The sequence below is a fragment of the Aeromonas sp. YN13HZO-058 genome, assembly GCF_001921245.1.
Classification (GTDB): Bacteria; Pseudomonadota; Gammaproteobacteria; order Enterobacterales; family Aeromonadaceae; genus Aeromonas; species Aeromonas allosaccharophila.
The window spans coordinates 44,756-66,270 of sequence record NZ_MQSY01000052.1; the positions used below are offsets into that span (position 1 = coordinate 44,756).

Annotated in this window: 16 protein-coding genes; 9 read left to right on the forward strand and 7 right to left on the reverse strand. The window is 58.8% G+C overall.

Going from position 1 to position 21,515, the window contains the following annotated elements; translation table 11 throughout:
- Positions 1–188 precede the first annotated feature (188 nt).
- Together yccS and BSP75_RS12355 are read left to right on the forward strand one after the other, a co-directional pair.
- Positions 189–2,354 carry a YccS family putative transporter gene (gene yccS, locus BSP75_RS12350; RefSeq protein ID WP_075113385.1) on the forward strand — a complete coding sequence of 722 codons (2,166 nt, stop codon included), beginning with the start codon at positions 189–191 and terminating at the stop codon, positions 2,352–2,354.
- 23 nt (positions 2,355–2,377) lie between these two features.
- Positions 2,378–2,728 carry a TusE/DsrC/DsvC family sulfur relay protein gene (locus BSP75_RS12355; RefSeq protein WP_042061983.1) on the forward strand — a complete coding sequence of 117 codons (351 nt, stop codon included), beginning with the start codon at positions 2,378–2,380 and terminating at the stop codon, positions 2,726–2,728.
- A 96-nt stretch (positions 2,729–2,824) separates the two neighbouring features.
- Here the strand turns inward: BSP75_RS12355 and BSP75_RS12360 are convergent, their stop codons facing one another.
- A complete protein-coding gene (locus tag BSP75_RS12360) occupies positions 2,825–3,739 on the reverse strand; it encodes a Gfo/Idh/MocA family oxidoreductase (RefSeq protein WP_075113386.1) in 915 nt (304 codons plus the stop codon).
- A gap of 609 nt (positions 3,740–4,348) precedes the next feature.
- On the opposite strand from BSP75_RS12360, the gene BSP75_RS12365 reads away from it, so the two are divergent.
- Together BSP75_RS12365 and BSP75_RS12370 are read left to right on the forward strand one after the other, a co-directional pair.
- Complete coding sequence (locus BSP75_RS12365; protein ID WP_253186632.1) at positions 4,349–4,855, forward strand: hypothetical protein; 507 nt, start codon at positions 4,349–4,351, stop codon at positions 4,853–4,855.
- Positions 4,856–4,965: 110 nt separating this feature from the next.
- Entirely contained in the window at positions 4,966–5,184 is a 219-nt protein-coding gene (locus BSP75_RS12370; protein ID WP_075113388.1) for a hypothetical protein, read from the forward strand.
- A 256-nt stretch (positions 5,185–5,440) separates the two neighbouring features.
- Here the strand turns inward: BSP75_RS12370 and BSP75_RS12375 are convergent, their stop codons facing one another.
- Complete coding sequence (locus BSP75_RS12375; protein ID WP_083617158.1) at positions 5,441–6,391, reverse strand: transposase; 951 nt, start codon at positions 6,389–6,391, stop codon at positions 5,441–5,443.
- Positions 6,392–6,993: 602 nt separating this feature from the next.
- Between BSP75_RS12375 and BSP75_RS12385 the strand changes: the two genes are divergently transcribed.
- Positions 6,994–7,641, forward strand: coding sequence for a pentapeptide repeat-containing protein (locus tag BSP75_RS12385; RefSeq protein WP_075113391.1), 648 nt, complete (start codon positions 6,994–6,996; stop codon positions 7,639–7,641).
- 318 nt (positions 7,642–7,959) lie between these two features.
- Here BSP75_RS12385 and BSP75_RS12390 read toward each other — a convergent pair whose 3' ends face one another.
- From BSP75_RS12390 to BSP75_RS12400, 3 genes are all read right to left on the reverse strand, one after another.
- Positions 7,960–10,311, reverse strand: a complete 2,352-nt coding sequence (locus BSP75_RS12390) for a YgiQ family radical SAM protein (RefSeq protein ID WP_075113392.1) — start codon at positions 10,309–10,311, stop codon at positions 7,960–7,962.
- A 186-nt stretch (positions 10,312–10,497) separates the two neighbouring features.
- The gene (locus BSP75_RS12395) at positions 10,498–13,614 is read right to left on the reverse strand and encodes an efflux RND transporter permease subunit (protein WP_075113393.1); all 3,117 of its coding nucleotides are present in this window, start codon (positions 13,612–13,614) and stop codon (positions 10,498–10,500) included.
- Positions 13,614–14,663, reverse strand: coding sequence for an efflux RND transporter periplasmic adaptor subunit (locus tag BSP75_RS12400; RefSeq protein ID WP_075113394.1), 1,050 nt, complete (start codon positions 14,661–14,663; stop codon positions 13,614–13,616). Before BSP75_RS12400 ends, BSP75_RS12395 begins: the two co-directional genes overlap by 1 nt.
- Before the next feature lie 197 nt (positions 14,664–14,860).
- On the opposite strand from BSP75_RS12400, the gene BSP75_RS12405 reads away from it, so the two are divergent.
- Together BSP75_RS12405 and BSP75_RS12410 are read left to right on the forward strand one after the other, a co-directional pair.
- Positions 14,861–16,411, forward strand: a complete 1,551-nt coding sequence (locus BSP75_RS12405) for a sensor domain-containing diguanylate cyclase (protein WP_075113395.1) — start codon at positions 14,861–14,863, stop codon at positions 16,409–16,411.
- A gap of 34 nt (positions 16,412–16,445) precedes the next feature.
- Positions 16,446–17,315, forward strand: a complete 870-nt coding sequence (locus tag BSP75_RS12410) for a patatin-like phospholipase family protein (RefSeq protein WP_075113396.1) — start codon at positions 16,446–16,448, stop codon at positions 17,313–17,315.
- Between the two features lie 72 nt (positions 17,316–17,387).
- On the opposite strand, the gene BSP75_RS12415 is transcribed toward BSP75_RS12410, so the two are convergent.
- Both BSP75_RS12415 and BSP75_RS12420 read right to left on the reverse strand, forming a co-directional pair.
- Positions 17,388–18,749: a sodium-dependent transporter gene (locus tag BSP75_RS12415; protein WP_042656137.1), complete on the reverse strand. Its 1,362-nt coding sequence runs from the start codon at positions 18,747–18,749 to the stop codon at positions 17,388–17,390.
- A 200-nt stretch (positions 18,750–18,949) separates the two neighbouring features.
- Positions 18,950–19,216 (reverse strand): helix-turn-helix transcriptional regulator, encoded by a 267-nt coding sequence (locus BSP75_RS12420; protein ID WP_040094449.1) that lies wholly within the window; start codon positions 19,214–19,216, stop codon positions 18,950–18,952.
- Positions 19,217–19,473: 257 nt separating this feature from the next.
- Between BSP75_RS12420 and BSP75_RS12425 the strand changes: the two genes are divergently transcribed.
- Together BSP75_RS12425 and BSP75_RS12430 are read left to right on the forward strand one after the other, a co-directional pair.
- The gene (locus tag BSP75_RS12425) at positions 19,474–20,070 is read left to right on the forward strand and encodes a hypothetical protein (protein ID WP_075113397.1); all 597 of its coding nucleotides are present in this window, start codon (positions 19,474–19,476) and stop codon (positions 20,068–20,070) included.
- Positions 20,071–20,378: 308 nt separating this feature from the next.
- Positions 20,379–21,401 (forward strand): porin OmpA, encoded by a 1,023-nt coding sequence (locus tag BSP75_RS12430; protein WP_042656135.1) that lies wholly within the window; start codon positions 20,379–20,381, stop codon positions 21,399–21,401.
- The last annotated feature ends 114 nt before the right edge of the window (positions 21,402–21,515 follow it).

The window sequence follows — 21,515 nt, forward strand, 5'->3', positions numbered from 1 at the left end:
ATCAAGGATATGAAGCGAAGTGGCCCTGATTTGGATCAGGGCCACTTCGCGCTTGGCGGGTTACTATCTCGCTCTCGTTTCGATCAAGGGTTTCACCTGTCTCATGCCGATGGATCTCTCTGGCCTGCTGCGCCGACTGCTGACTGATAGTCACATCGATTTTGCTTCGCTCAAGGGTGGTGCCTAGCATGCCCATGGACTTCTCCGGTTTGTTACGCCGACTGCTGACCGATAGTCACATCTACTTCGCCCTCAAGGTGCTGCTGGCCATTCTCGGTCTGCTCGCCTTCACCCTGGCCACCGGCAATATCCAGCTCACCGTGCTGCTCTCCCTCGGAGTGGTGGCGGGTGCCATCGCCGAAACCGACGACAGCCTGTGGGGACGCCTGAAAAACCTCGCCATGACGCTGATTTGCTTCATGTTCGCGTCCCTGTGCGTGCAGTATCTCTACCCCACCCCCTGGCTGTTTGCCATCGGACTGGCCAGCTCCACCTTTATCTTCGTGATGGTGGGGGCGCTCGGTGCCCGCTACGCCACCATCAGTTTTGGCTCGTTGCTGATCGCCATCTACACCATGCTGGGAGCCGCCAAGGCGCCGGATCTCTTCTATCAGCCGCTGGCGCTCGGCGCTGGCGCCCTCTGGTACGGACTGGTCTCGTTTATCTGGCTCTGGCTGCTGCCCTACAAAACCCTGCACGAGCAACTGGCCCAGAGCTACTTCGCCCTTGGCCGCTACCTGCTGGAAAAGTCCCGCTTCTTCCCGGCGGACGAGCACGGCGCCCAGGCCATTCGCCACAATTTGGCCCAGCTCAACATCAATCTGGTGAGTGCGCTGACCCTCACCAAGTCGGCCCTCAATGCCCGTCTGAGCCGCCGCCATCCGGCCAGCCCCGAACTTGCCAGCCTGCTGCGCCTCTACCTGCTGGCGCTGGAAATTCACGAGCGCGCCACCTCCAGCCACTACCCCTACAGCCGACTGGAAGCGGAGCTCAAGCAGGGCATAGTGCTGGAAGGATTTCAGGAGCTGTTCCTGCAACTCTCCGAGGCGTGCCAGAGCTTGGGCTACGCCATTTTGGTGCACAAGCCCTACAGCCATAACAAGCGCATTCACTGGACACTTCAGGCCCTTGGCGATCAGCTGGAGTTCACCAATCTCAAGCAGCACTACCCGAAAACCCTGCTGACGCCGATGAAGTTCCTGCGCCGCAATCTGGCCAGCATCAACCAGCTGCTGGGCAGCGCCGAAGTGCTGCAAAACCCCGAGCAGCCGCAGCAAGAGCTGCCCGCGCTGGCCAAGCCGCCCCGCCTGCCACTGCTGACCCAGCTCAAGCAGCACCTCACCTTGCACTCCATGGTGTTTCGCCATGCGCTGCGCCTCTCCCTTGGGCTGGTGATTGGCTACGGCATATTGCAAGCCTTTGATATGGATAAGGGCTACTGGATTTTGCTCACCGTGCTGTTTGTCTGCCAGCCCAGCTACAGCGCCACTCGTCGCCGACTGGTGCAGCGGATGCTCGGCACCTTCGCCGGTATTCTGGTGGGCATTCCGGTGCTCTGGCTATTCCCCGAACTGCACATCCAGCTGGTGGTGATGGGGCTCGCCGCCTTCCTGTTCTTCACCCAGGTGCGCAACAACTACAGCGCCGCGGTCTGCTTTATCACCCTCTACGTGCTGATGGCGTTCAACCTGCTCGATGGCATCGGCTTTGCCATTCTGGGGCCGCGTCTGCTCGATACCCTGCTCGGCTGCCTCATCTCCTACGGGCTGGTGGCTTGGCTGTGGCCGGACTGGCAATACAAACGGCTGCCAACGCTTATCGCCAATTCGCTGTCGGCCAACGCCCGCTACCTCTCGGCGGTGCTGGCGAGCCTCACCCAACAGCGGGACGAGTCCATCGACTATCGGGTGGCGCGCAAGAGCGCCCATCTGGCAGACAGCGAGCTGGCGACCGCTTGGCAGAGCATGCTGGTGGAGCCGCAAAAGCGCCGCCGCTTCCTCGATCTCTGCTTTACCCTCACCTGGCGCAACCACGCCCTGCTCTCCTACATCTCGGCGCTGGGGGCCCATCGCGACAAGCTGGAGGCCGTCAACGGGCTGGATGAGATGCGCCACCATATCTGCCACACCCTGGAGCAGGCCGCCGGTCATCTGGCGGGCACCCCCTCCAGCTCCATCGGCAGCAAGAACCTGCTGCTCACCACGGATGGCGACAAAGAGTGCAGCGAGGAGCAGCTGATGCTGACCCAGCAGCTCAACTTGATCAGCGAGCTGGCGGATCAGTTGCTGCATCTGGCCAACGAGAGCCGGTTGCTCACCGGGGATCAAGGCGCTACCATGCCCGCCCAATCCTGATAGCCCCATTAGCGAGGAGCCCCATGTCTGCGTCCGAACAACATCAGCTGGAATTCAACGGCCAACTCATAAAGACCGATGCCAAGGGTTACCTGCTCAACAGCAGCGACTGGAGCGAGGAGCTGGCGCTGGTGCTGGCTGCGCAGGAGGGGATCGAGCTGGAGGAGCCGCACTGGGAAGTGGTGCGCTTTGTGCGCGCCTTCTATCTGGAGTTCAACACCTCCCCCGCCATCCGCGCGCTGGTCAAGGCGATGGAGAAGCAGTACGGCCCCGAGAAGGGCAACAGCCGCTACCTCTACAAGCTGTTCCCGGAAGGACCCGCCAAGCAGGCGACCAAGATTGGCGGCCTGCCCAAGCCGGTGAAGTGCATCTGATCCCATAAAACGGGGGCCGCAACTGCGGCCCCGTTGTTTTTGGGTGCGCATTGCTCACGCACCTCGTATTCATATCCCTCGCACTGCCAGCCAACGTTATCCCTGCTCTTCAGCCTGCGCGACCAATTGCTCCGCCAACCGGTGACCATGCAGGTAGGAGGCGATCAGCTCGCTATCTGCCTTGCCGATTTCAATCTGCTGATACCAGTGCTCCAGCATGGCGGCAAAGCCGCGCTGGGCCAGTACCGGCTGCCAGTCGTTGGGGGCCAGCATCTCGGCCTGCTTGTCGCGGGCGATGATGCCGCGGGTGCAGTTCTCAAGGTGCAGCGAGAGGTTGTCGCCGTAGGCATCGATACGCTCCTCGGTGATCCCGGCGCTGCGGTTCATGCTGCCGCTGATGGCACGATCCCCGCGTTGCCAGCTGACGCTTACTCCGGCCAACAGACGCTTGTCCTGCGCACAGGGCCGCAATACCGCATGGAAGTCCCCCTGTGGCACGCCGCCATAGAAGCAGAGGCTGTCGAGCACATGGATAAAGTCGTCGAACAAGAAATCTCGCGCCTTGCCGGGGAGGGCGAAGCGGTGTTTTTGCCAGTTGAGCTCGGTGAGCGGCTGGGCACGGGCCTCGGCCATCGCGGGCAAATAACGGCGGTTAAAGCCGGTAAAGAGGGCGCAATCTTGCGCCACGGCGAGATTGGCCAGCGCTTCGGCCTCGGCCAGATTGTCGCACAACGGCTTGTCAACAAAGGTGGGGATACCGGCGCGCAGGCACTGCTCGGCAATCTGGCTATGCACCGCAGTGGCGGCGTGGATCATCACGGCGTCGGGGCGACTGGCCAGCATGGCCGCCACATCGATAAAGCACTCGGCGACCCGATACTGGCGGGCCAGCTTCTCCAGCACCGCTGGATTGCGGGTGCAGAGCAGCGGGGTGACCCGCTCGTCGCTGGCAAGCAGCGGCAGATAGGCTTTCTGGGCGATATCCCCCAGACCAATCATGGCAATGCGCATCTCAACTCCTTTTCACTCGATAACGGTACAAGCGGATAACTGCCCGCACCATCGCAGGATTTCCCCCGCAGATCCAGCCTGCCATTAGCGCGCTGGCTGTTGACAGCTTGTCTCTGCAATCCAAAAGGTAGGTATCCCGTAAAAGGGGTTTCCCCGAAAGCGCTCTGCTCTCGGGGATTTTGGTATGGCGGGAGCCAGAGCAGCGACAGATTGTGATTTCATTTCGAAGGCGGCCCACAGATTTATGCCATCCGGACCACTGTCACAGCGGCTTCGTTTGGCTTACTATTGCTCTCTTATCCCTGTTGCAAAGCATGGGATAGTCTATTTCAGACTATTCGCCGAGCTTTATTGCTGCTGTCTAAAGCCATAGCCACAACCATATTTGGCAGCTGTCATTTATTGGCGGCGACCATGATTGCCTGTGCGCTATCGGCGCTTATAAAACGCGTTATTTATGGATGTATAATGATGAAATCATCAATTGCACTCAAAGCCTTATCGCCCTATATATTCGCAATATTGTCAGTTGGGTTGATATCCAGCGGATACAATGCGCTGCCGATTTATTGCGGCCTCGCCGTTGTTCTCTATCCGGTGCTGGTTGCCATGCTGGCAAACGATTGGGAAAGACAGGGGCTGGTCTATCGCGAATCGACCCAGGTCGAGGTTGATGTCAATGTGCGCGGGATCCTTATCAAGGAGCAGAGGCGGCATCTGGAGAACCTCTATTTTGTCTCGCCGGAAGTGATGCAGACCAAACTCACCCGCCTCGCCCGCCTCAAACTGCTGCTCTGCGGCGCCATGTTTGCCGTGTCACTCTATGAACTCGCGCAGCAAGCCGAGGCACAATTTGCCCTGCCCGCCGTCAATCTGATGGATATCAATCTGCTGGATATATGCAGCCTGATGATCGGCCTTGGCGGCGTGCTGTTTCTCGGCCATTGTGCGAGAAAAAGCCTGTCCCTCTATGGAGCCTGTCGCCATAAAAACTATCTGGTACAGTGTCATGATGAGCCCGGCGCCCAGCTCTATAGCGCCGCCATTGCACTCAAGGCGGACAATCTGCAGGTGACCCATACCCGCATGTTCGATGCCATATTGGCGTGGTATTGAGCGAGGCGTCAGAGCGGGATCAGGCACCGGATGGCATAGGACGACAAGGCCGACGGGCACAACAGATCATTAAATCGGATCCGGCAAACAGAGTGAGAAGGAGGTTTGGCATGATGATATTCAGCGTCTTTGGCCGACTGGTCGGGGTGAAACGGGAGGGGGAGCAGTGGCTGCTATTTAACGTCAGCCTGCCCGAGCGCAAATACTCGCGCATCCGCGATGTGCTTATTCCCGACTTTCTGACCGAAGATGAGATCCCGCGCTGGCTTGACGATATCTATCACGAAGCCGCCAGCGCCCCCCATCCCGATGTGGTGCGTATCGAGTAAACCGCCTGCTTGCGGCCTTGTCAGTCATGTCGTAGCGCCGGATCGGAGGGCAGCCTTCAATTAGGACACCCACCTTTTGGAACAAGCCACTATCGCGCAGTTGCAGGCACCATAAGGGTGAATGCATTCGAGCTGATGCCCGCAAAAGTCGGCTGGTGGGAGAGATTTTCAGGTTTAGAAAGCAGCAACCCCTGCACAGCCATTCACTGAACTGTGTGCAATATCCAGAACTATCGGCAGGGTGGACGCGAAGCAATCAAAGCCGTGGTTGATGGCATCGCCGCTGGCCACAGTGGTGGGCAAACTGCTGGCATTGATCTCTGTCTCCCACAACTCGAATCCCTTGTCGCCTGAACAGCGTCACCTGCTTCAACCAGCGAACACCATCAAGGCCCAACCGCCCCAGAATGGGCCCAAGTTGGGCCGGAATATGACCCCGCTTGTCGGGCCGAATAGCACGACCAGTCCAATCAACCAGCATCAAGTAGTCGGTGAAGGCATAGGGCAACTCTTCAGGCTTCCCCTGGCTGGCAAAAGGCAGCAAAAGTGGTGGCAACACCTCAGTAGTAGCAGGCTCGTCAAGGCGCTGTTTGATACTGGTGTAGTCACTCTGCTCTGGCCGATCGGTCAACGCCGCTCGTATCGGATTGAGGTCAACATACGCCATACAGGCCAACAAGGCTGATTCGGTGAGCAACGCCTGACTCTTGAAGCGGCCCTCCCAGAAATGGCCCTTGCAACCATCTTCCTGATTGGCCTGACGGGCCAGATTTTCATTGAGTAGCCGAATAAACCAGCTGATGGAGTGAAGCCGCTCCCGCCATTGGGCCAACAATTGCAGCACAACAGCCAGTTCAGGCTCGATCAACATCTCCCCTTGATACCAACGCCTGACCAACAGCGGCAACTGGAAAAGCGCCGCCCAGCGCTCAACCACTTCCCGCTCACTCCAGTTGGCCGCGGTATCGGGCTCCACCTTGAGCACCAGATGATAGTGATTGCTCATCACCGCATAAGCACAAATGCCGATTGCAAACAGCCGCGACAGTTGCCCCAACTTGTCGACCACCCACTGACGCCGATGCTCGTAACTCTGGCCAGAATGGGCATCATCACCACACAGAAAGGCTCGCCGCACACAGCGACTGACCACGTGGTAGTAAGGCGTATCCTGCAAACTGATTTGACGTGAACGGGCAATGGTCATGGCGCATCCCTCAACGGTGACCTCTCAAGTCAAGACCAGCACTACGCCTCTGTCAAAAAGGTGGGTGTCCCAGAATCTATTCTGACCTCTCAAGTCAAGACCAGCACTACGTCACTGTCAAAAAGGTGGGTGTCCGAGATTCCTCGCAAGCGTTCAGATCGGAGGGGCTGCTTTTCCCTCCCCATCCCCTGCGCCCCCCTTGCACCGCGATGGGATTGTTGCGCTTGCGCAACACAGAACAAGTCATCCGTTACACCAGTAAAACAATCCAAGGGGGTCCAGCGGTAAAGTGCCGCCTCCGGATGGCCAGCAGCCAGTGCCCGATCTCTGCCCGGCAGGCGGAAAAGGTACAGAAAATAAAGAGTTTGATAGAGGTCATAAAACGAGACGTTTCTGATAGTTACATCACGTTAAGGCTCGCCTCGGCAGTTTCGTTTGGCTTACCATGGCCAGCCAGAACCTGTTGAGCTGCGATGGGTTGCAGCCAGCGCGGGTCAATGGAGCATATTGGAAGCTGTAATCCACTGGCGGTAGCGTGAGATTTTGTGACGTTACGCCTCACACAAAAAAGTGGGTGTCCCAGAATTCCCGAGGTGTAAAGCGTGGCAAGAAATAAAAAGAATCAAAATGCTTTTAGTTATATTAATCATGATACGACAGGCAGGAATTTCATAAATAAAAACTTCAATAAAACTCACAGCTATCACTCAAATTTCTTTCAGTCAAAGTTTACCAACACTTCGTTTATTGGAGCATCATTTAAATGGTGTAATCTAACCGGTAGTGTTTTTCAATCCTCATTATTAAGAGGGATTCTTTTCCGAGGGGGTAGCCTACGTCATGTAGAGTTCAATGAATGCATAATAAATGCTTGTAATCTAGACCGTTGTAAGATTGATGGTTTAAGGTTAAATAATTGCTATATAGTTAGCAGTGATTCATTTCTTCGTGGTTTAGTACCATCACAATTAAATAATTCTAGATTATTTAATACATTCCCTGATAATGATGAATTCAGTCCTCACCTAATAGATGTTGTGGAAAAGTTAAGAGGAAATGACTTTATTCGACGTTCATCTGTTTTACATAGAAAACTGAAAAGAATTGATACTGTAACTCTTTCTTATCTTCTAGATCGATTCGATGAAGATTTTTTGATAGAACAGCTTCCTCAGGTTTGTATGAAAATTGAACGTGATTTTCATACGATCAGCTATCTTGACAAGCTTCTAAGAAATCAGTTAGTTTGATGTTACCCGGTCTCACCACCCATAGAGATCCATAAGCTGACGAATAAATGCCTGTCTACGGACTGATGCGGGTATAAAGCATTTATTTTGAATAAGTTGGTGGAGGTAATGCCTATGGTATTAGATCTTATGACTGTTTTGGCCTTTTTTATATTGGTGTTGTACAAGATAGCTTCAAAAGTCATTTCTATGTCTGGTGGTGCGATAATACTAATCAGTCCAAATGGTAGTAACCCTAGCTCACTATTAGATCAATTCGAATAAAAAAGGCGACCATCCGGTCGCCTTTTTATTTCTATCGCTTTCCAATCAGAAAACTCACCGTGCCGGTCGCTTGGCACCATTCCCTTTGGCCGCAGGCTTGCCGCCTTGAGTGGCGGGTTTGGCGCCCGGCTTGGCCGAGCCTGCGCGGGTCGGGGTTTTACCCTTATGAGCGGGTTTTCCGGCAGGTTTACTCTTACCCGCATTCTTGCCTTCGCCCTGTACGGCCGGTTTGCCATTAGCCGCCCCTTTCTGCAGCTGGGAACCCACCGGCTTGCCGCCCGTCGGCTTGTTGCCTGTGCCATTACCACGCTGATGGGCAATGTTACTGTGGCGAGTCAGGGCCGGTTTCATCCCCTTGCCGCTGGCGGCGCGCTCGTTGCGCCCTTCCGCCGGCACCAGACAGCCGGGGCCACTGCCAATCAGGTGGCCCTTGCCCATTGCGAGCAGCGCTTCGCGGATCATCGGCCAACCGGCAGGATCGTGGTAGCGCAGTAGCGCCTTGTGCAGGCGGCGACGGCGCTCGCCCTTGGCGACAAACACATCGCCCCCTTCGCGGCTCACCTTGTGTAACGGGTTTTTCTCCGTGTAATACATGGTGGTGGCGTTGGCGAGCGGCGACGGGTAGAAGTTCTGCACCTGATCGAGCTTGAAGCGGTTCTCTTTGACCCAGAGCGCCAGATTGATCATGTCTTCATCGGTAGTGCCCGGGTGGGCGGAGATGAAGTAGGGGATCAGGTACTGCTGCTTGCCCGCCTCTTTGGAGTATTTGTCGAACAGCTCCTTGAACTGGTAGTAGCTGCCCATGCCCGGCTTCATCATCTTGGAGAGCGGCCCCTCCTCGGTGTGTTCCGGCGCGATCTTGAGGTAGCCGCCGACGTGGTACTTGGCCAGCTCCTTGATATAGCGGGGATCTTCGACCGCGATGTCGTAACGCACGCCGGAGGCGATGAGGATCTTCTTGATCCCCTTGAGGTCACGCGCCTTGCGATAGAGGTTGATGGTCGGGCTGTGGTCGGTGTCCATGTGCGGGCAGATGGTGGGCCAGACACAGGAGGCGCGACGGCAGGTCTGCTCGGCCTTGGGGCTCTTGCAACGCAGCTTGTACATGTTGGCGGTGGGGCCGCCGAGATCCGAGATGACGCCGGTAAAGCCCGGCACCTTGTCGCGGATATCTTCGATCTCTTTCAGGATCGACTCTTCCGAGCGGCTCTGGATGATGCGCCCTTCGTGCTCGGTGATGGAGCAGAAGGAGCAGCCGCCAAAGCAGCCGCGCATGATGTTGACCGAGGTCTTGATCATCTCGAAGGCCGGGATCTTCTCGTTGCCATAAGCGGGATGCGGCACCCGCTGGTAGGGCAGGCCGAAGACGCCGTCCATCTCCTCGGTTTCGAGCGGGAAAGCGGGCGGGTTGACCCAGACGATGCGATCGCCGTGCGCCTGCGACAGGGCGCGGGCACAGCCGGGGTTGGTCTCGTGGTGCAAAATGCGCGAGGCGTGGGCGTAGAGCACCTTGTCCTCTTTGACCCGCTCGAACGCCGGCAGCTTCACATAGGTTTTTTCCCACGGCTTGGGCTTGGCCGGCTGCACCAGCACAGGTTGGGCTTCCTGCGCGGCAGGTGCCGCTTCGGTGGCGTCGTCCGAGCATGGCGCCCCTTCCATATAGGGGTTCATGATGGGATCGATGCGGCCAATCTGGTCGAGCTTGCTCGAATCCACCCCTTTCCAGCCCGGCAGCGGCTCCTTGCGGATCACGGCGGTGCCGCGAATATCCTGCATGGTGTCGATGGTCTCCCCCGCCGCGATGCGATGGGCCACCTCGATGAGCGGCCGCTCGGCGTTACCGTAAATCAGGATATCGGCCTTGGCATCGAGCAGGATGGAGCGGCGAATGGTCTCGGACCAGTAGTCGTAGTGAGCGATGCGGCGCAATGAGGCCTCGATGCCACCGATCAGCACCGGCACCTCCTTGAACGCCTCTTTGCAGCGCTGGGTATAGACCAGAGTCGCGCGATCCGGCCGCTTGCCGCCCACATCCCCCGGGGTGTAGGCGTCGTCGTGGCGCAGCTTTTTATCAGAGGTGTAGCGGTTGATCATGGAGTCCATGTTGCCCGCGGTCACCCCGAAGAAGAGGTTCGGTTTGCCCAGACGCATAAAGTCATCCTTCGATGACCAGTCCGGCTGGGCGATGATGCCGACCCGAAAGCCCTGGGATTCGAGCATGCGGCCAATCACTGCCATGCCGAAGCTCGGGTGATCCACATAGGCATCTCCCGTCACCAGAATAACGTCGCAGCTGTCCCAACCGAGCTTGTCCATCTCTTTGCGGGACATGGGCAGGAAGGGCGCCGTGCCGTAGCACTCGGCCCAATAGCGGGGATAGGAGAAAAGGTTGGGTACCGGCTGCATTTTGAACACCTGGAAAAATTCGGGTCGCGCATTATACCGGTTGCGGCCAAGGGGAGCGATGGCTTTTTGTCCCTATAGATCCCGAGGAATAGGCCGCCGCCAGCAATAGCAAGGGCGCCCGCAGGCGCCCTTGTGATGAGGGAGGCTGATAACTGGCCCCCGCTTGGGTTCTGGTCAGGATGCTGGTCAGAGCACCGGAGGGGGCGACTCCCCTGCCCCCTTGGCGGCCAGCGCTTCGTCTACCTGTTGATCCCGCGCCCCTGTCATGCCAGCGTGGCGCGCCAGCAGATGGTAGATGGCGGGCACAACCAGCAGGGTGACCAGGGTCGCCAGCGACAACCCGAAGAAGACCACTGTGCCGACTGCCATCCGGCTCTCGTAGCCCGCCCCCATGGAGAGCATCAGCGGCACCGCGCCGATAATGGCGGTGAGCGAGGTCATCAGGATGGGGCGCAAGCGGCGCACCGAACCTGCGATGATTGCCTCCTCGAACCCTTCACCGCGCTGACGCAACTGGTTGATGAACTCGACGATGAGGATGCCGTTCTTGGTCACCATGCCGATCAGCATGATCATCCCGATCTGGCTGTAGATGCTCATCTCCTGCCCCGTCAACCAGAGGCCAAGCAGGCCGCCGAAGATGCCGAGTGGCACCGTCACCATCACCACCGCCGGGGTCAGGGTGCTCTCGAACTGGGCCACCAGCACCAGATAGACCACCAGCAGGGCGAGGCCAAACACCAGCACCATCTCCCCCTGATTGTCGCGGTAATCCTTGGAATCACCGGCGTAATCCACCGTCATGCCGGTGGGCAGGTTGGCGTTGGCCCAGCCATCGAGGAAATCGAGCGCCTCACCCAGGGTGTGGTCGGGGTGCACGTCGGCGGTCAGGGTGATCGCCTTTTGCCGCTGGTAGTGGTTGAGGCGGTTGGCGGTCGCCACCTGCTTGACGGTGGCCAGGGTCGAGAGACTGACCATCTCGCCATTAGCGGCTTTTAGATAGATGCGACCAAGATCCGAGATACCGTTGAACTCGGTCTGGTTGCCACGCAGGTAGACGTCATACTCCTCGCCCCTGTCCACATAGGTGGTCTTGCTCGCCCCGCCCAGCAGGGTCTGCAAGCTGTTGGCGACGGTGGAGACCGGAATGCCGAGCTGGCTGGCGCTGTCACGATTGATGGTCACCTGCAGCTCGGGGGTCTTCTCGGCGTAGTCGAGATCCGGGCTCAGCATCAGGCCGCTGCCCTGCGCCGCCTGTTGCAGTGCCAACCCTTGCTGGTAGAGCTCGGCATAGTCGTTGCCCTGCAACACGAACTGCACCGCAGCGGTGGAACCGCCCCGGAAACCGGGCTGGAAGGTGCGGATCATCACATCGGGAATGCCGGAGAGCTTGGCGCCGAGCGAGCGAGAGAACTCGGTGGCGGTGACGTCGCGATCGGCCCAGTCGGTGAGCTGGATGATCACCATACCGGTCTGATCGCCGCCACGGCCAAAGGCGGGGGTACTGAAACTGAGCGCCTGCACCACCCCTTTGCCCAGCATCGGCATGATGGCGGACTCCACCTGCTGCATGTTGCGCTTCATCCGCTCGATGCTGGTCCCCTCTGCCCCCTTGACGAAGACATAGATGACGCCGCGATCCTCGGTCGGGGTAAGGCTGGTCGGCAGTTGGGTAAAGAGGGCGCCGATACCGCCCAGACAGAGCAGCAACACCAGCGGCGTCCAGCGGGAGCGACGCAGCACCCACACCAGCAGGTGGCGATAGTGGCCCTCCAGCCAGCCGAGCCCGCGATCGAGCCCGGCAGTCAGCCGGTTCGGTTTATCCAGCGGGCGCATCAGCCAGGAGCCCATGGCCGGGGTCAGGGTCAGCGCCACCAGCGAGGAGCAGAGCACCGCCAAGGAGAGCAATATCGCAAACTCGGTAAAGAGCCGCCCCACCATGCCATCCATAAAGGCGATGGGGACAAACACCATCACCAGCACGGCGGTAGTGGCGATGACCGCAAAGCCCACCTCGCGGGTGCCGTGCCAGGCGGCCAGCAGCGGCGGTTCACCCCGCTGCAGATGGTGATGGATGTTTTCCACCACCACGATGGCGTCATCCACCACCAAGCCGATGGCGAGGATCAGCGCCAGCAGGGTAATGAGGTTGATGGAAAAGCCGAAATACCAAGCGCCGATAAAGGCGGAGATCAGCGACACCGGCACCGTGATGGCCGGAATAAGCGTGGTGCGCCCCTGCCCGAGGAACAGATAGAGCACCGCCACCACCAGCACGGCGCAGATGGCCAGGGTTTCATACACCTCGTCGATGGCCTGCTTGATAAAGATGGTGGAGTCGTAATCCACCTCGAGCTTGGCCCCCTCCGGCAGGAAGCGCTGCATCTCGCCGAGTTTCTTCTCGATCCCCTGTGCCACCGCCAGCGGGTTGGCGGTGGACTGGGCGACGATGCCGATACCCAGACTCTCCTTACCGTTGCGCTGATAGGCACTGTCTTCGTTCTTGGCTCCCACCTCCACGTCGGCGATATCGGCCAGATAGACGCTCTGGCCATTGGCGGCGGTGGTGACTTGCAGTTGCTGGAAATCTTCCGCTGTGTGGTAAAGCCGGGCGATCTGCACCGCCATGGTCATGGAGTTGTTGCGGATCTCCCCCCCCGGCAGCTCGATGTTCTCCCGCTTGAGGGCATCTTCCACATCGCTCACCGTGATGCCACGGGCCGCCATGTCGGCGGGGCGCAGCCGCACATACATCACCTGGGTCAGATCGCCGGAGAGCGCCACTTCGCTCACCCCGTCCACCAGACTCAGGGGGTCGACCAGCACACGGTTGGCGTAGTCGGTCATGGCGGTGCGATCCATCTGGCTGCTGCTGAAGTTGAGCCAGATCGCCACATCGCCGTTGCCGCTGTCCTTGGTCACCAGCGGCTCGTCCACATCATCGGGCAGCCGTGGCCGCGCGCGCGAGATAGCATCGCGCACATCGGAGATCCCCTCCACCATGTTCCAGCCGAGCTTGAACTCGACGGTGATCATCGAGCGTCCCTTGCGGGTCATGGAGTTGATGTTCTTGATGCCGCTGATGCCGGATAGCTGATCCTCGATGGGCTTGGTGACCTGACTCTCCATCACCGAAGGAGCCGCCCCCTCATAGGTGGTGCTGATGGAGACCGAGGGGATCTGCACATCGGGCATCTCCCGCACCGTCAATTTGCTGAAGGCGACCAGACCAAACACGGTGAGCAGGGCGCTGAGCACCACTGCCACCAGCGGGCGGCGTACTGAGATATCGGAGAGCCACATCAGCCATTCACCTCGGCCAGATCGCGCACCTGCACCCCATCACGCAGATTGACCAGCCCCTCGACCACGATGCGATCGCCGACTTTGAGCCCCTCGGTGACCCAGACGGTCTCCCCTTCGGTCTCGCCGAGCACCACAGGCACCCGCTTGACCCGGCCATCGGCCTCGAGGCGATAGACGAAGCGCTGCTCACCGGCATACTCCACCGACTGGGCGGGGATCAGGGTGAGCTGCTGGGCGGGCAGCGCCAACTCCACATTGAGCAACATGCCCGGGCGCAACTGGCCGTTGCCATTGGGGATTATCACCCGCGCCTTGATGTTCTGGGTATCGTTGGAGACGCGGCTATCGAGGGTGGTCAGGGTGCCGTTGAATTGCTGATCCGGCCAGGCAGTACTGGTAGCGGTGACCGCCATGCCCGGTCGCAGCAGGGAGAGGTAACGCTCGGGCACCGCCAGATCGAGGCGCAGCTTGTCGAGTTCATCGAGATGCAGCAAGGTATCGCCGCTGTTGACCAGCGCCCCTTCGCTCAAGTCAATCAGGCTCACGGTACCGGCAAAGGGTGCCTGCAAGGTGCGTAGGGAGAGCTCGTAACGGGCCGCATCGAGGCGCGCCTGCACCTGGGCCACGGTGGCCTCCTGCCCTTCCAGCTCGGATTGGGTCACAGCGCCACGGGCCACCAGCTTGCGCATATCCCCCAGCTTGCGGTTCTCGTCGCGCAGACTGGCGCTCTGCTCGGCCAGCTCCGCCTGTTGTTTGCCCGCATCCAGCGCGATCAGGGTCTCCCCCTTCGTCACGCTCTGACCCGACTGCACCGCAATCTTGACGATGCGACCGGTCACTTCGGGGCTGATGATGACGGAGCGATTGGCTGCCAGCTTGCCCACCAGCTTGAGGGTCGGCTCGGCCAGACTCTGCTTGACGGTTTGAGTGCGGATATTGACCTGTCTGGTCGGTGCTTTGGCGGCGGGTTCGCTGTGACGCAGCGCCCAGACGCCGGCAACCACGATTAGAAGAAGGCCCAAGCCGAGCCAGATACGCATTTTCATCGAACGATCCATGAAGAGTGAGGAAGAAAAACCTGATTGGGGCCATTTTAGCCCCAGACTATGCCGTGACTATGTATAAATGTGACAAAACGTAACAGGAAGGGGGCAAGATCACTCCATTGGGCACGGTTCGATTCTTTTCCCACCCTCTTCGCTTACACTCACGACACTCTCTTTTCCATGTCCGATCGTTGCCTATGCCCAATGTGTCAGCCACCCCTTTTCTCACCCGCCTGACCTGGCTGCTGTTTGCTCTGGTCATCCTGCTGGTTGGTCTGACCCTGCGGCAAAGCCTGAAACAGATAGAACGCCTCTACCAAAGCGATACCCTCAACAGCGCCATCTACCTGCGGGATCAGTTCAAGCAGATTGAGGTCTTTCTGGAGGCGATGCGCGGTCAGGCCGAGGAGCGACTGCGCAGCGACCCCCAGTCGGTGCTGACCCGCCAACTCTATGGCCACATCGAGGCTCTGCCGGATGGACTGGCGCTGGACACGCTCCCCGCAAACCTGCCCGCAGGGCTGGCAGGCAACCTCACCGGTACGGGGCCACTGCCGCCACCGGGCAGCGAGCGGGAGGCGCGCATGCATCTGGCCCTGAGCCTATCCCCCCTGCTGGCCACCGCCAGCGAACACCTGGCCAAGGAGATCGCCTGGGTCTACTTCATCGGGGTGGACAACTTTATCTACCTCTACCCCTGGCAGCCCTCCAGCCGGTTTCGCTTCTACCCCGCCCTTTACCAGAAGTACTTCTGGCAAGATGCGCTGACGACCCGCACGCCGGACAAGGGAACGGTTCTCTCCCGCCCTTACGAAGACTTTCTCGGACTCGGCACCATGATCACCATGTCGCAACCCCTCTACAAGGACGGCACCCTGGTGGGGATGATCAGCATGGATGTGCTGCTCGCCCGCCTGCAACAGCAGCTCAATCAGCTGACGCCGGCGTTGGGGGAGTATCTGCTGCTCAATCAGTATCATCAGGTGCTGGCCAGCAGTGCGCGCCAACCGGTGATCCCGCAGGACCCCGCGCCCACCGGTGAGTACCGCTGGCGACAGGGGCGATTGCAACTGACGATGGCGATCCCCGATACCCCCTTGCGACTGGTACACAGCGTCACCCTGCTACCGCTGGCGTGGGCCATGCTCTGCCAATCCGCACCGACCCTGCTCGCCATCCTCTTTATGCTGCTGGCGGCCCTCTCCAACCTGAGGTCCCACCGTCTCAACCTGCGACTCAACTACCTCTCCTGTCACGATGCCCTCACCGGTGCCTTCAATCGCCACTATCTGGAGCGCCTGGAGCAGGGGGGCGAGCTGGCGCGACTGCAAGCCGGGATCCTGATGTTCGATGCGGATCACTTCAAACGGGTCAACGACACCTTCGGCCATGCCGTTGGCGATATGGTGCTGATCCGGCTGGTGCAGCTCTGCCAGCAGCAGATCGGTCCGTCGGACAAATTGATCCGCTGGGGTGGCGAGGAGTTTCTGCTGCTGATTGGCCACAGTGATGCCTCCCGACTCGGCGAGCTGGCAGAGCAAATCCGACTCGCCGTAGCCGATCATCACTGGGCCGCCATCGAGCCCGGGCTGGTGGTCACCATCAGCCTCGGCTACCACCCCCACGAGGCGGGCATCCCGCTCCATGAGGCTGTGCGCCGTGCCGATGTGGCGCTCTATCAGGCCAAAGCCAACGGGCGCAACCGCAGCGAAAGATGGCAGGGTGACGCATCCGGACTTGCGGAGTAAGCTGGTCGCTCCAACCCCTTTTTGGAGGAACGTCGTGCCACGTAAACCCCGCGTAGGGCTCGCTCTCGGGAGCGGTGCCGCCAGAGGATGGGCCCATATCGGCGTCATCCGCGCCCTTGAACGACTGGGCATCAAGCCCGACCTCATCGCCGGCTGCTCCATCGGCAGCTTTGTTGGCGCCGCCTATGCCGCCGGTGAGCTGGACCGCCTGGAGTCATGGGTGCGCGGCTTTACCCGCCTGCAGGTGGTCAGCCTGCTCGACCCGGCCCTCTCCGGCGGTCTGTTTCGTGGCGAGAAGGTGTTTGGCCTCGCCGCCAACCACCTGGGCAATCCTGAGCTGGAGAGCCTGCCCATCCCCTTCGCCTGTGTCGCCACCGAACTCGATACCGGCCGCGAAATCTGGCTGCAACAGGGGCCGCTGCGCCAGTCGGTACGCGCCTCCTGTGGCATGCCGGGGATCCTCACGCCGACCCGGGTCAACGACCGCTGGCTGGTCGATGGCGCCGTGGTCAATCCGGTGCCCATCTCGCTGGCCCGCGCCATGGGGGCAGAGGTGGTGATCGCCGTCAACCTCAACACCGACTTGCACCAACCCTGGACCGACGAGCCGGATCAACCTGGCAGCATGGGCCTGCTCAGCCAGTGGCTCAATCGCGGTGAATCCGCGCCAGCCACCCCGGGTCTGTGGAGCGTGATGAGTGGCTCCATCAACATCATGCAGGAGCGCATTACCCGCGCCCGGATGGCGGGCGATCCGCCGGAAATCCAGCTCTGCCCGCGCCTTGGCAGCTTCTCCATCATGGATTTTCATCGCGCCAGCGACGCCATCAACGAGGGGGAAGCCTGCGTCGAGCGCAACCTCGATCAACTCAAGGATGAACTGTCTCGTCTTGGCTTGTTGTAACTCCGCCATCTTTGCCGACACCAACAAAAAGAGCGCTTTGCGGCGCTCTTTTGCTATGACAAAACCCTCGGCTTAGAACAGCCCCAGCCCCTTGAGCATCACGATCAGGATCAGCAGCGGTGAGACATAGCGGATGATGAAGAACAGTGGCTTGAGAATGGGCAGAACCAGCTCGCCGCCATTGGTCAGGGCATCGCGCATCTTCTCCTCGCCCCATACCCAGCCCACAAACAGGCAGAGGAAGATACCGCCGAGCGGCATCAGGATGTTGGAGGAGAGGTAGTCGAACAGATCGAAGAAGGTCTTGCCCGCAATCTGCACATCCGCCATGGCGCTGTTGGAGAGCGCGCAGGTGGAACCGACCGCACCCAGCACCAGCAGGTTGATCAGGGTCGCCTTGGGGCGGCTCATCTTGAAGCGCTCGGAGAGCACCGAGACCGGCACTTCCAGAATGGAGAGCATGGCGCCGGTGGCCGCGATGGCCGACAGCACGAAGAAGAGCACCATGAAAACATGGCCAAACGGGATGCTGGCAAACACCGCCGGAATGGTGATGAACAGCAGCGACGGGCCGGCTGTCGGCTCGAACCCGAAGGCAAACACCGCCGGGAAGATGGCGATACCGGCCAGCATGGAGACGAACAGGTCGGCGCACATCACCCGAAACGCGGTGAGCGGAATGTTCTGGTCATCACGGAAGTAGCTGCCGTAGGTCATCATGCAACCCATGCCGATGGAGAGCTTGAAGAAGGCCAGCCCCATGGCGGTCAGCACCACGGCGCCGGTGATCTTGGAGAAATCTGGCGAGAAGAGGAAGGAGAGACCTTCGCTCGCCCCCGGCAACGTCAGACTGCGGATACCGATCACCAGCAGCAGGATAAAGAGCACCGGCATCAGCTTCTTGGTGACCGCTTCGATCCCCTTGGAAACCCCCATCAGCAGGATGCCGCCCATCAGGGCCAGCACCAGCCACTGCCACAGCAGGCTCTGCAGCGGGTTGCTGATCAGCGCGCCAAACGCAGCGCCGGTGACCTCGGGATCGGTGGAGAGAATGGAGCCATCGATCGCCTTGAAGATATAGGCAAACACCCAGGCCGCGACTTCCGAGTAGAAAGACATGATCAGGAAGGCCGCCAGCACCCCCATCACCGCAATCAGCCACCAGGGTTGCCCTTTCGGAGCGAGATTGCTCAGGGTGGTCACCGCATCGGTTTTGCTTTTGCGGCCCAGCATGATCTCGGAAATCATAACCGGCAAACCGACCAGCAGGGTGGCGATCACATAGACCAGCAGAAAGCCGGCACCACCGTTTTCACCGGTCAGGTAGGGGAATTTCCAGATATTGCCGAGGCCGACGGCTGAACCAAGGGTGGCGGCAAGGACGCCGAACTTACTGGTAAAGCCGTCGCGGGCCTTGGGGGGTGTTTGACTCATGCTTGTCTCACTTATTTCGCATCATGCGAGATGAACCGGATTTTGAGGGTCGGAATTTTCTGAGGTTTATGGTGGTTTGCCAAGATGTTTTGAGCAAAAGCCCTATATAGAGCACAGATAAGAAAAAAGCGGCAACCAGGGCTCTGATTTGCAGGCAAAAAAATACCGCCCGAAGGCGGCATTTCTATTCATATCGATGATCACACCTTGGCGAGATCATCCGGTCCAATCTGGCCGATTTCAGCGACTTTTTTGTCTGCCAGCAGCCAGAGGGTGAACTTGTGCAGATCCGGGTGGTGCGCCAGGGCAACCAAGAAGGCGCCCCCAACTTCACGATAGCCCAGCTCGTAGTTTTTCAGTGTGGTGGGAGGAACACCGAGCAAATCTGCAAACTTCGGACGGCTTAAACCGACCGCTTCACGGATCTGACGGATCTTCTTGCCAACAGTGACGATATTTGAATTCATAATGTTCCATACTCCGTTCGGCGGATTTACTCCGCCTTTATTTTTCGCGACGACTCGTAGTCAAGTGTATCAGTTTTGTACGGACTCGTTATGGTCGAGCCTCTATCTTTATGAGCGCCTTTCGGCGACAACCCTTACTTTCATCGGGGATGGTAATCGCTCAGCCGTCTCAGGTAAACAGTCTCGAAAAGAAACCTTTATTGTTGCCGCCAGAATAACTCGTATAATTCGCCCGCTACCCAATAAGAGGAATAAGTATGGCGTTTCCCGGCATTATCTCTCGCCTGCACCCCGTTTCCAGCCCTGCAGAACTGGCGCAACAGCGCCTGCAAGGTGAACAATATCGCGCCGAAGCATTCTGGCTTCCGGCATCGATGCACAGCCATGCCAGCGAGATCCTGGCCGCCCTGCCGGACAGCTGCAGCCTGTTTCTTGAACAGGAAGCTGCGGGCCTGGCCCTGCGCAGCCACGACGGCACCCTGCATAACAATGAACAGCTTATCACGGTAAATGGTCAGGCTATTGCTCTGGCAACTACCCCGGGTGATGGTGGTCTGGTACCCGAATCCGGCTTGTGCAAGATGGCTGACTGGCTGGACGCCGGACACCGCCATTTCATCTGTTCAGCTGCGGTTCAGCCTGTGGCGCGGGCCATCCTCAATATCTGGCCACTTGACCCCTATTTGGCCCGACATTTCTTGATGACATTTACCCCCCTGTTGGAGCATGCAACCGAGGCAGATTACCTCGCGGTCTTTGCTGCCAGAGCAAATCCTGCCAACCCGCATTCCGACTGGGTTCAGGCCTATATGAAACTTGAAAAGAAACTGCACAGGGCCTATCTGGATCACTAATTAATCTGGATAAACAGCCATTTAACGACACGACACAATTTGCCATAAGGCTCATTTGTGAGCTTGATCATGTTTTAAAATCGGCATAGAGTGCGCCTCGTCATCGGAATGACATCAGTTGCCTGGCAGTGGTTTCTCACGCATTGCGTGCCATGCCAGCGCACTCGACACACCAGGAGAGTGTGCAACCCGGTTTTGCCGGGTCATCTGCCAGACTCGACGCCAGCCGTACGGCGGAGCCTGCAGCTTACATAAATTAAAAAGTGTGAAGCACGTGAATAACGTGCGATCTCAACGAGGATTTTTTTATGATGAAAATGGCTCCTTCCATGATCGCCATCGCCATGGCTGCTCTGGGTGCTACCGCTGCTCACGCCGCTGACGACATCTACTTCGGTGCCGGTGTCGGTGCTGCTCACTTCAACGGTCTGAACAAGATAGAAAGCACCAACGTAGGTCAAGAAGATGCAGCTGCAGCCAACGCCTTCGTTGGTTACAACTTCACCGAAAACTTCGGTACCGAATTCGGTTACCAGTATGCCGGTCGTGGTAACACCGACGGCAACCGTTACGAAAACCAGGGTGCCACCCTGTCCGGTATCGCTCGTCTGCCGGTTGGCAACGACTTCTCCCTGTTCGCTGAAGGCGGCGCCTACTGGGCTCACACCGACGGTCTGGGTGTAAGCGACACTAAAGTTTCCCCGCTGGCCGGTGCCGGTGTGACTTACAAAGTAAGTGACGCGCTGGATCTGCAAGCTCGCTACCGCTACATGTGGGACGTGGCTGACCTGCACGCCGACAACGGTGACCGTTACAAGTCCAACCAGAGCGTTGCTACTCTGGAAGCGGTATACCACCCGTTCCGTACTTCCTACGTAGCTCCGGTAGCTGCTCCGGTTGTTGAAGAAGCCCCTGCTCCTGCTCCGCAAGTGGTAGAGAAGAACTTCGCCCTGAACTCAGATGTGCTGTTTGCCTTCGGCAAAGACACCCTGAAGCCGGAAGGCGTTGCAGCCCTGAACGGTCTGTATCAGCAAATCGTTGAATTCCAGCCGAAAGATGGCAACGCTGTTGTTGTTGGTTACACCGACCGTATCGGTTCCGACGCTTACAACCAGAAGCTGTCTGAAGCCCGTGCCCGTACCGTTGCCAACTTCCTGGTGAGCAAAGGTATGGCTGCCAGCAAGGTTGCCATCGAAGGTCGTGGCGAAGCCAACCCGGTTACCGGCACCAAGTGCAACGGCGTAACCGCTAAAGCTCAACTGATCTCCTGCCTGGCTCCGGATCGTCGCGTAGAAGTTCGCGTATCTGGCGTACAAGAAGTTCAGCAATAATCTGACCTCGTTCAGATAGTGCGAAAAAAAGGGATGCTGCGGCATCCCTTTTTGTTTGTTTCATTCTCGCTTGCATCCCTCAGTTCCCCCTCCCTGCGCTTGCCTGCCCCGCCC

What these genes read in the sequence shown, in the direction of transcription:
- yccS (WP_075113385.1), top strand. Translation starts at nt 189, where the DNA reads ATGCCCATGGACTTCTCCGGTTTGTTACGCCGACTGCTGACCGATAGT.
- BSP75_RS12355 (WP_042061983.1), top strand. Translation starts at nt 2,378, where the DNA reads ATGTCTGCGTCCGAACAACATCAGCTGGAATTCAACGGCCAACTCATA.
- BSP75_RS12360 (WP_075113386.1), bottom strand. Translation starts at nt 3,739, where the DNA reads ATGCGCATTGCCATGATTGGTCTGGGGGATATCGCCCAGAAAGCCTAT.
- BSP75_RS12365 (WP_253186632.1), top strand. Translation starts at nt 4,349, where the DNA reads ATGCTGGCAAACGATTGGGAAAGACAGGGGCTGGTCTATCGCGAATCG.
- BSP75_RS12370 (WP_075113388.1), top strand. Translation starts at nt 4,966, where the DNA reads ATGATGATATTCAGCGTCTTTGGCCGACTGGTCGGGGTGAAACGGGAG.
- BSP75_RS12375 (WP_083617158.1), bottom strand. Translation starts at nt 6,391, where the DNA reads ATGACCATTGCCCGTTCACGTCAAATCAGTTTGCAGGATACGCCTTAC.
- BSP75_RS12390 (WP_075113392.1), bottom strand. Translation starts at nt 10,311, where the DNA reads ATGCAGCCGGTACCCAACCTTTTCTCCTATCCCCGCTATTGGGCCGAG.
- BSP75_RS12395 (WP_075113393.1), bottom strand. Translation starts at nt 13,614, where the DNA reads ATGTGGCTCTCCGATATCTCAGTACGCCGCCCGCTGGTGGCAGTGGTG.
- BSP75_RS12400 (WP_075113394.1), bottom strand. Translation starts at nt 14,663, where the DNA reads ATGAAAATGCGTATCTGGCTCGGCTTGGGCCTTCTTCTAATCGTGGTT.
- BSP75_RS12405 (WP_075113395.1), top strand. Translation starts at nt 14,861, where the DNA reads ATGCCCAATGTGTCAGCCACCCCTTTTCTCACCCGCCTGACCTGGCTG.
- BSP75_RS12415 (WP_042656137.1), bottom strand. Translation starts at nt 18,749, where the DNA reads ATGAGTCAAACACCCCCCAAGGCCCGCGACGGCTTTACCAGTAAGTTC.
- BSP75_RS12420 (WP_040094449.1), bottom strand. Translation starts at nt 19,216, where the DNA reads ATGAATTCAAATATCGTCACTGTTGGCAAGAAGATCCGTCAGATCCGT.
- BSP75_RS12425 (WP_075113397.1), top strand. Translation starts at nt 19,474, where the DNA reads ATGGCGTTTCCCGGCATTATCTCTCGCCTGCACCCCGTTTCCAGCCCT.
- BSP75_RS12430 (WP_042656135.1), top strand. Translation starts at nt 20,379, where the DNA reads ATGATGAAAATGGCTCCTTCCATGATCGCCATCGCCATGGCTGCTCTG.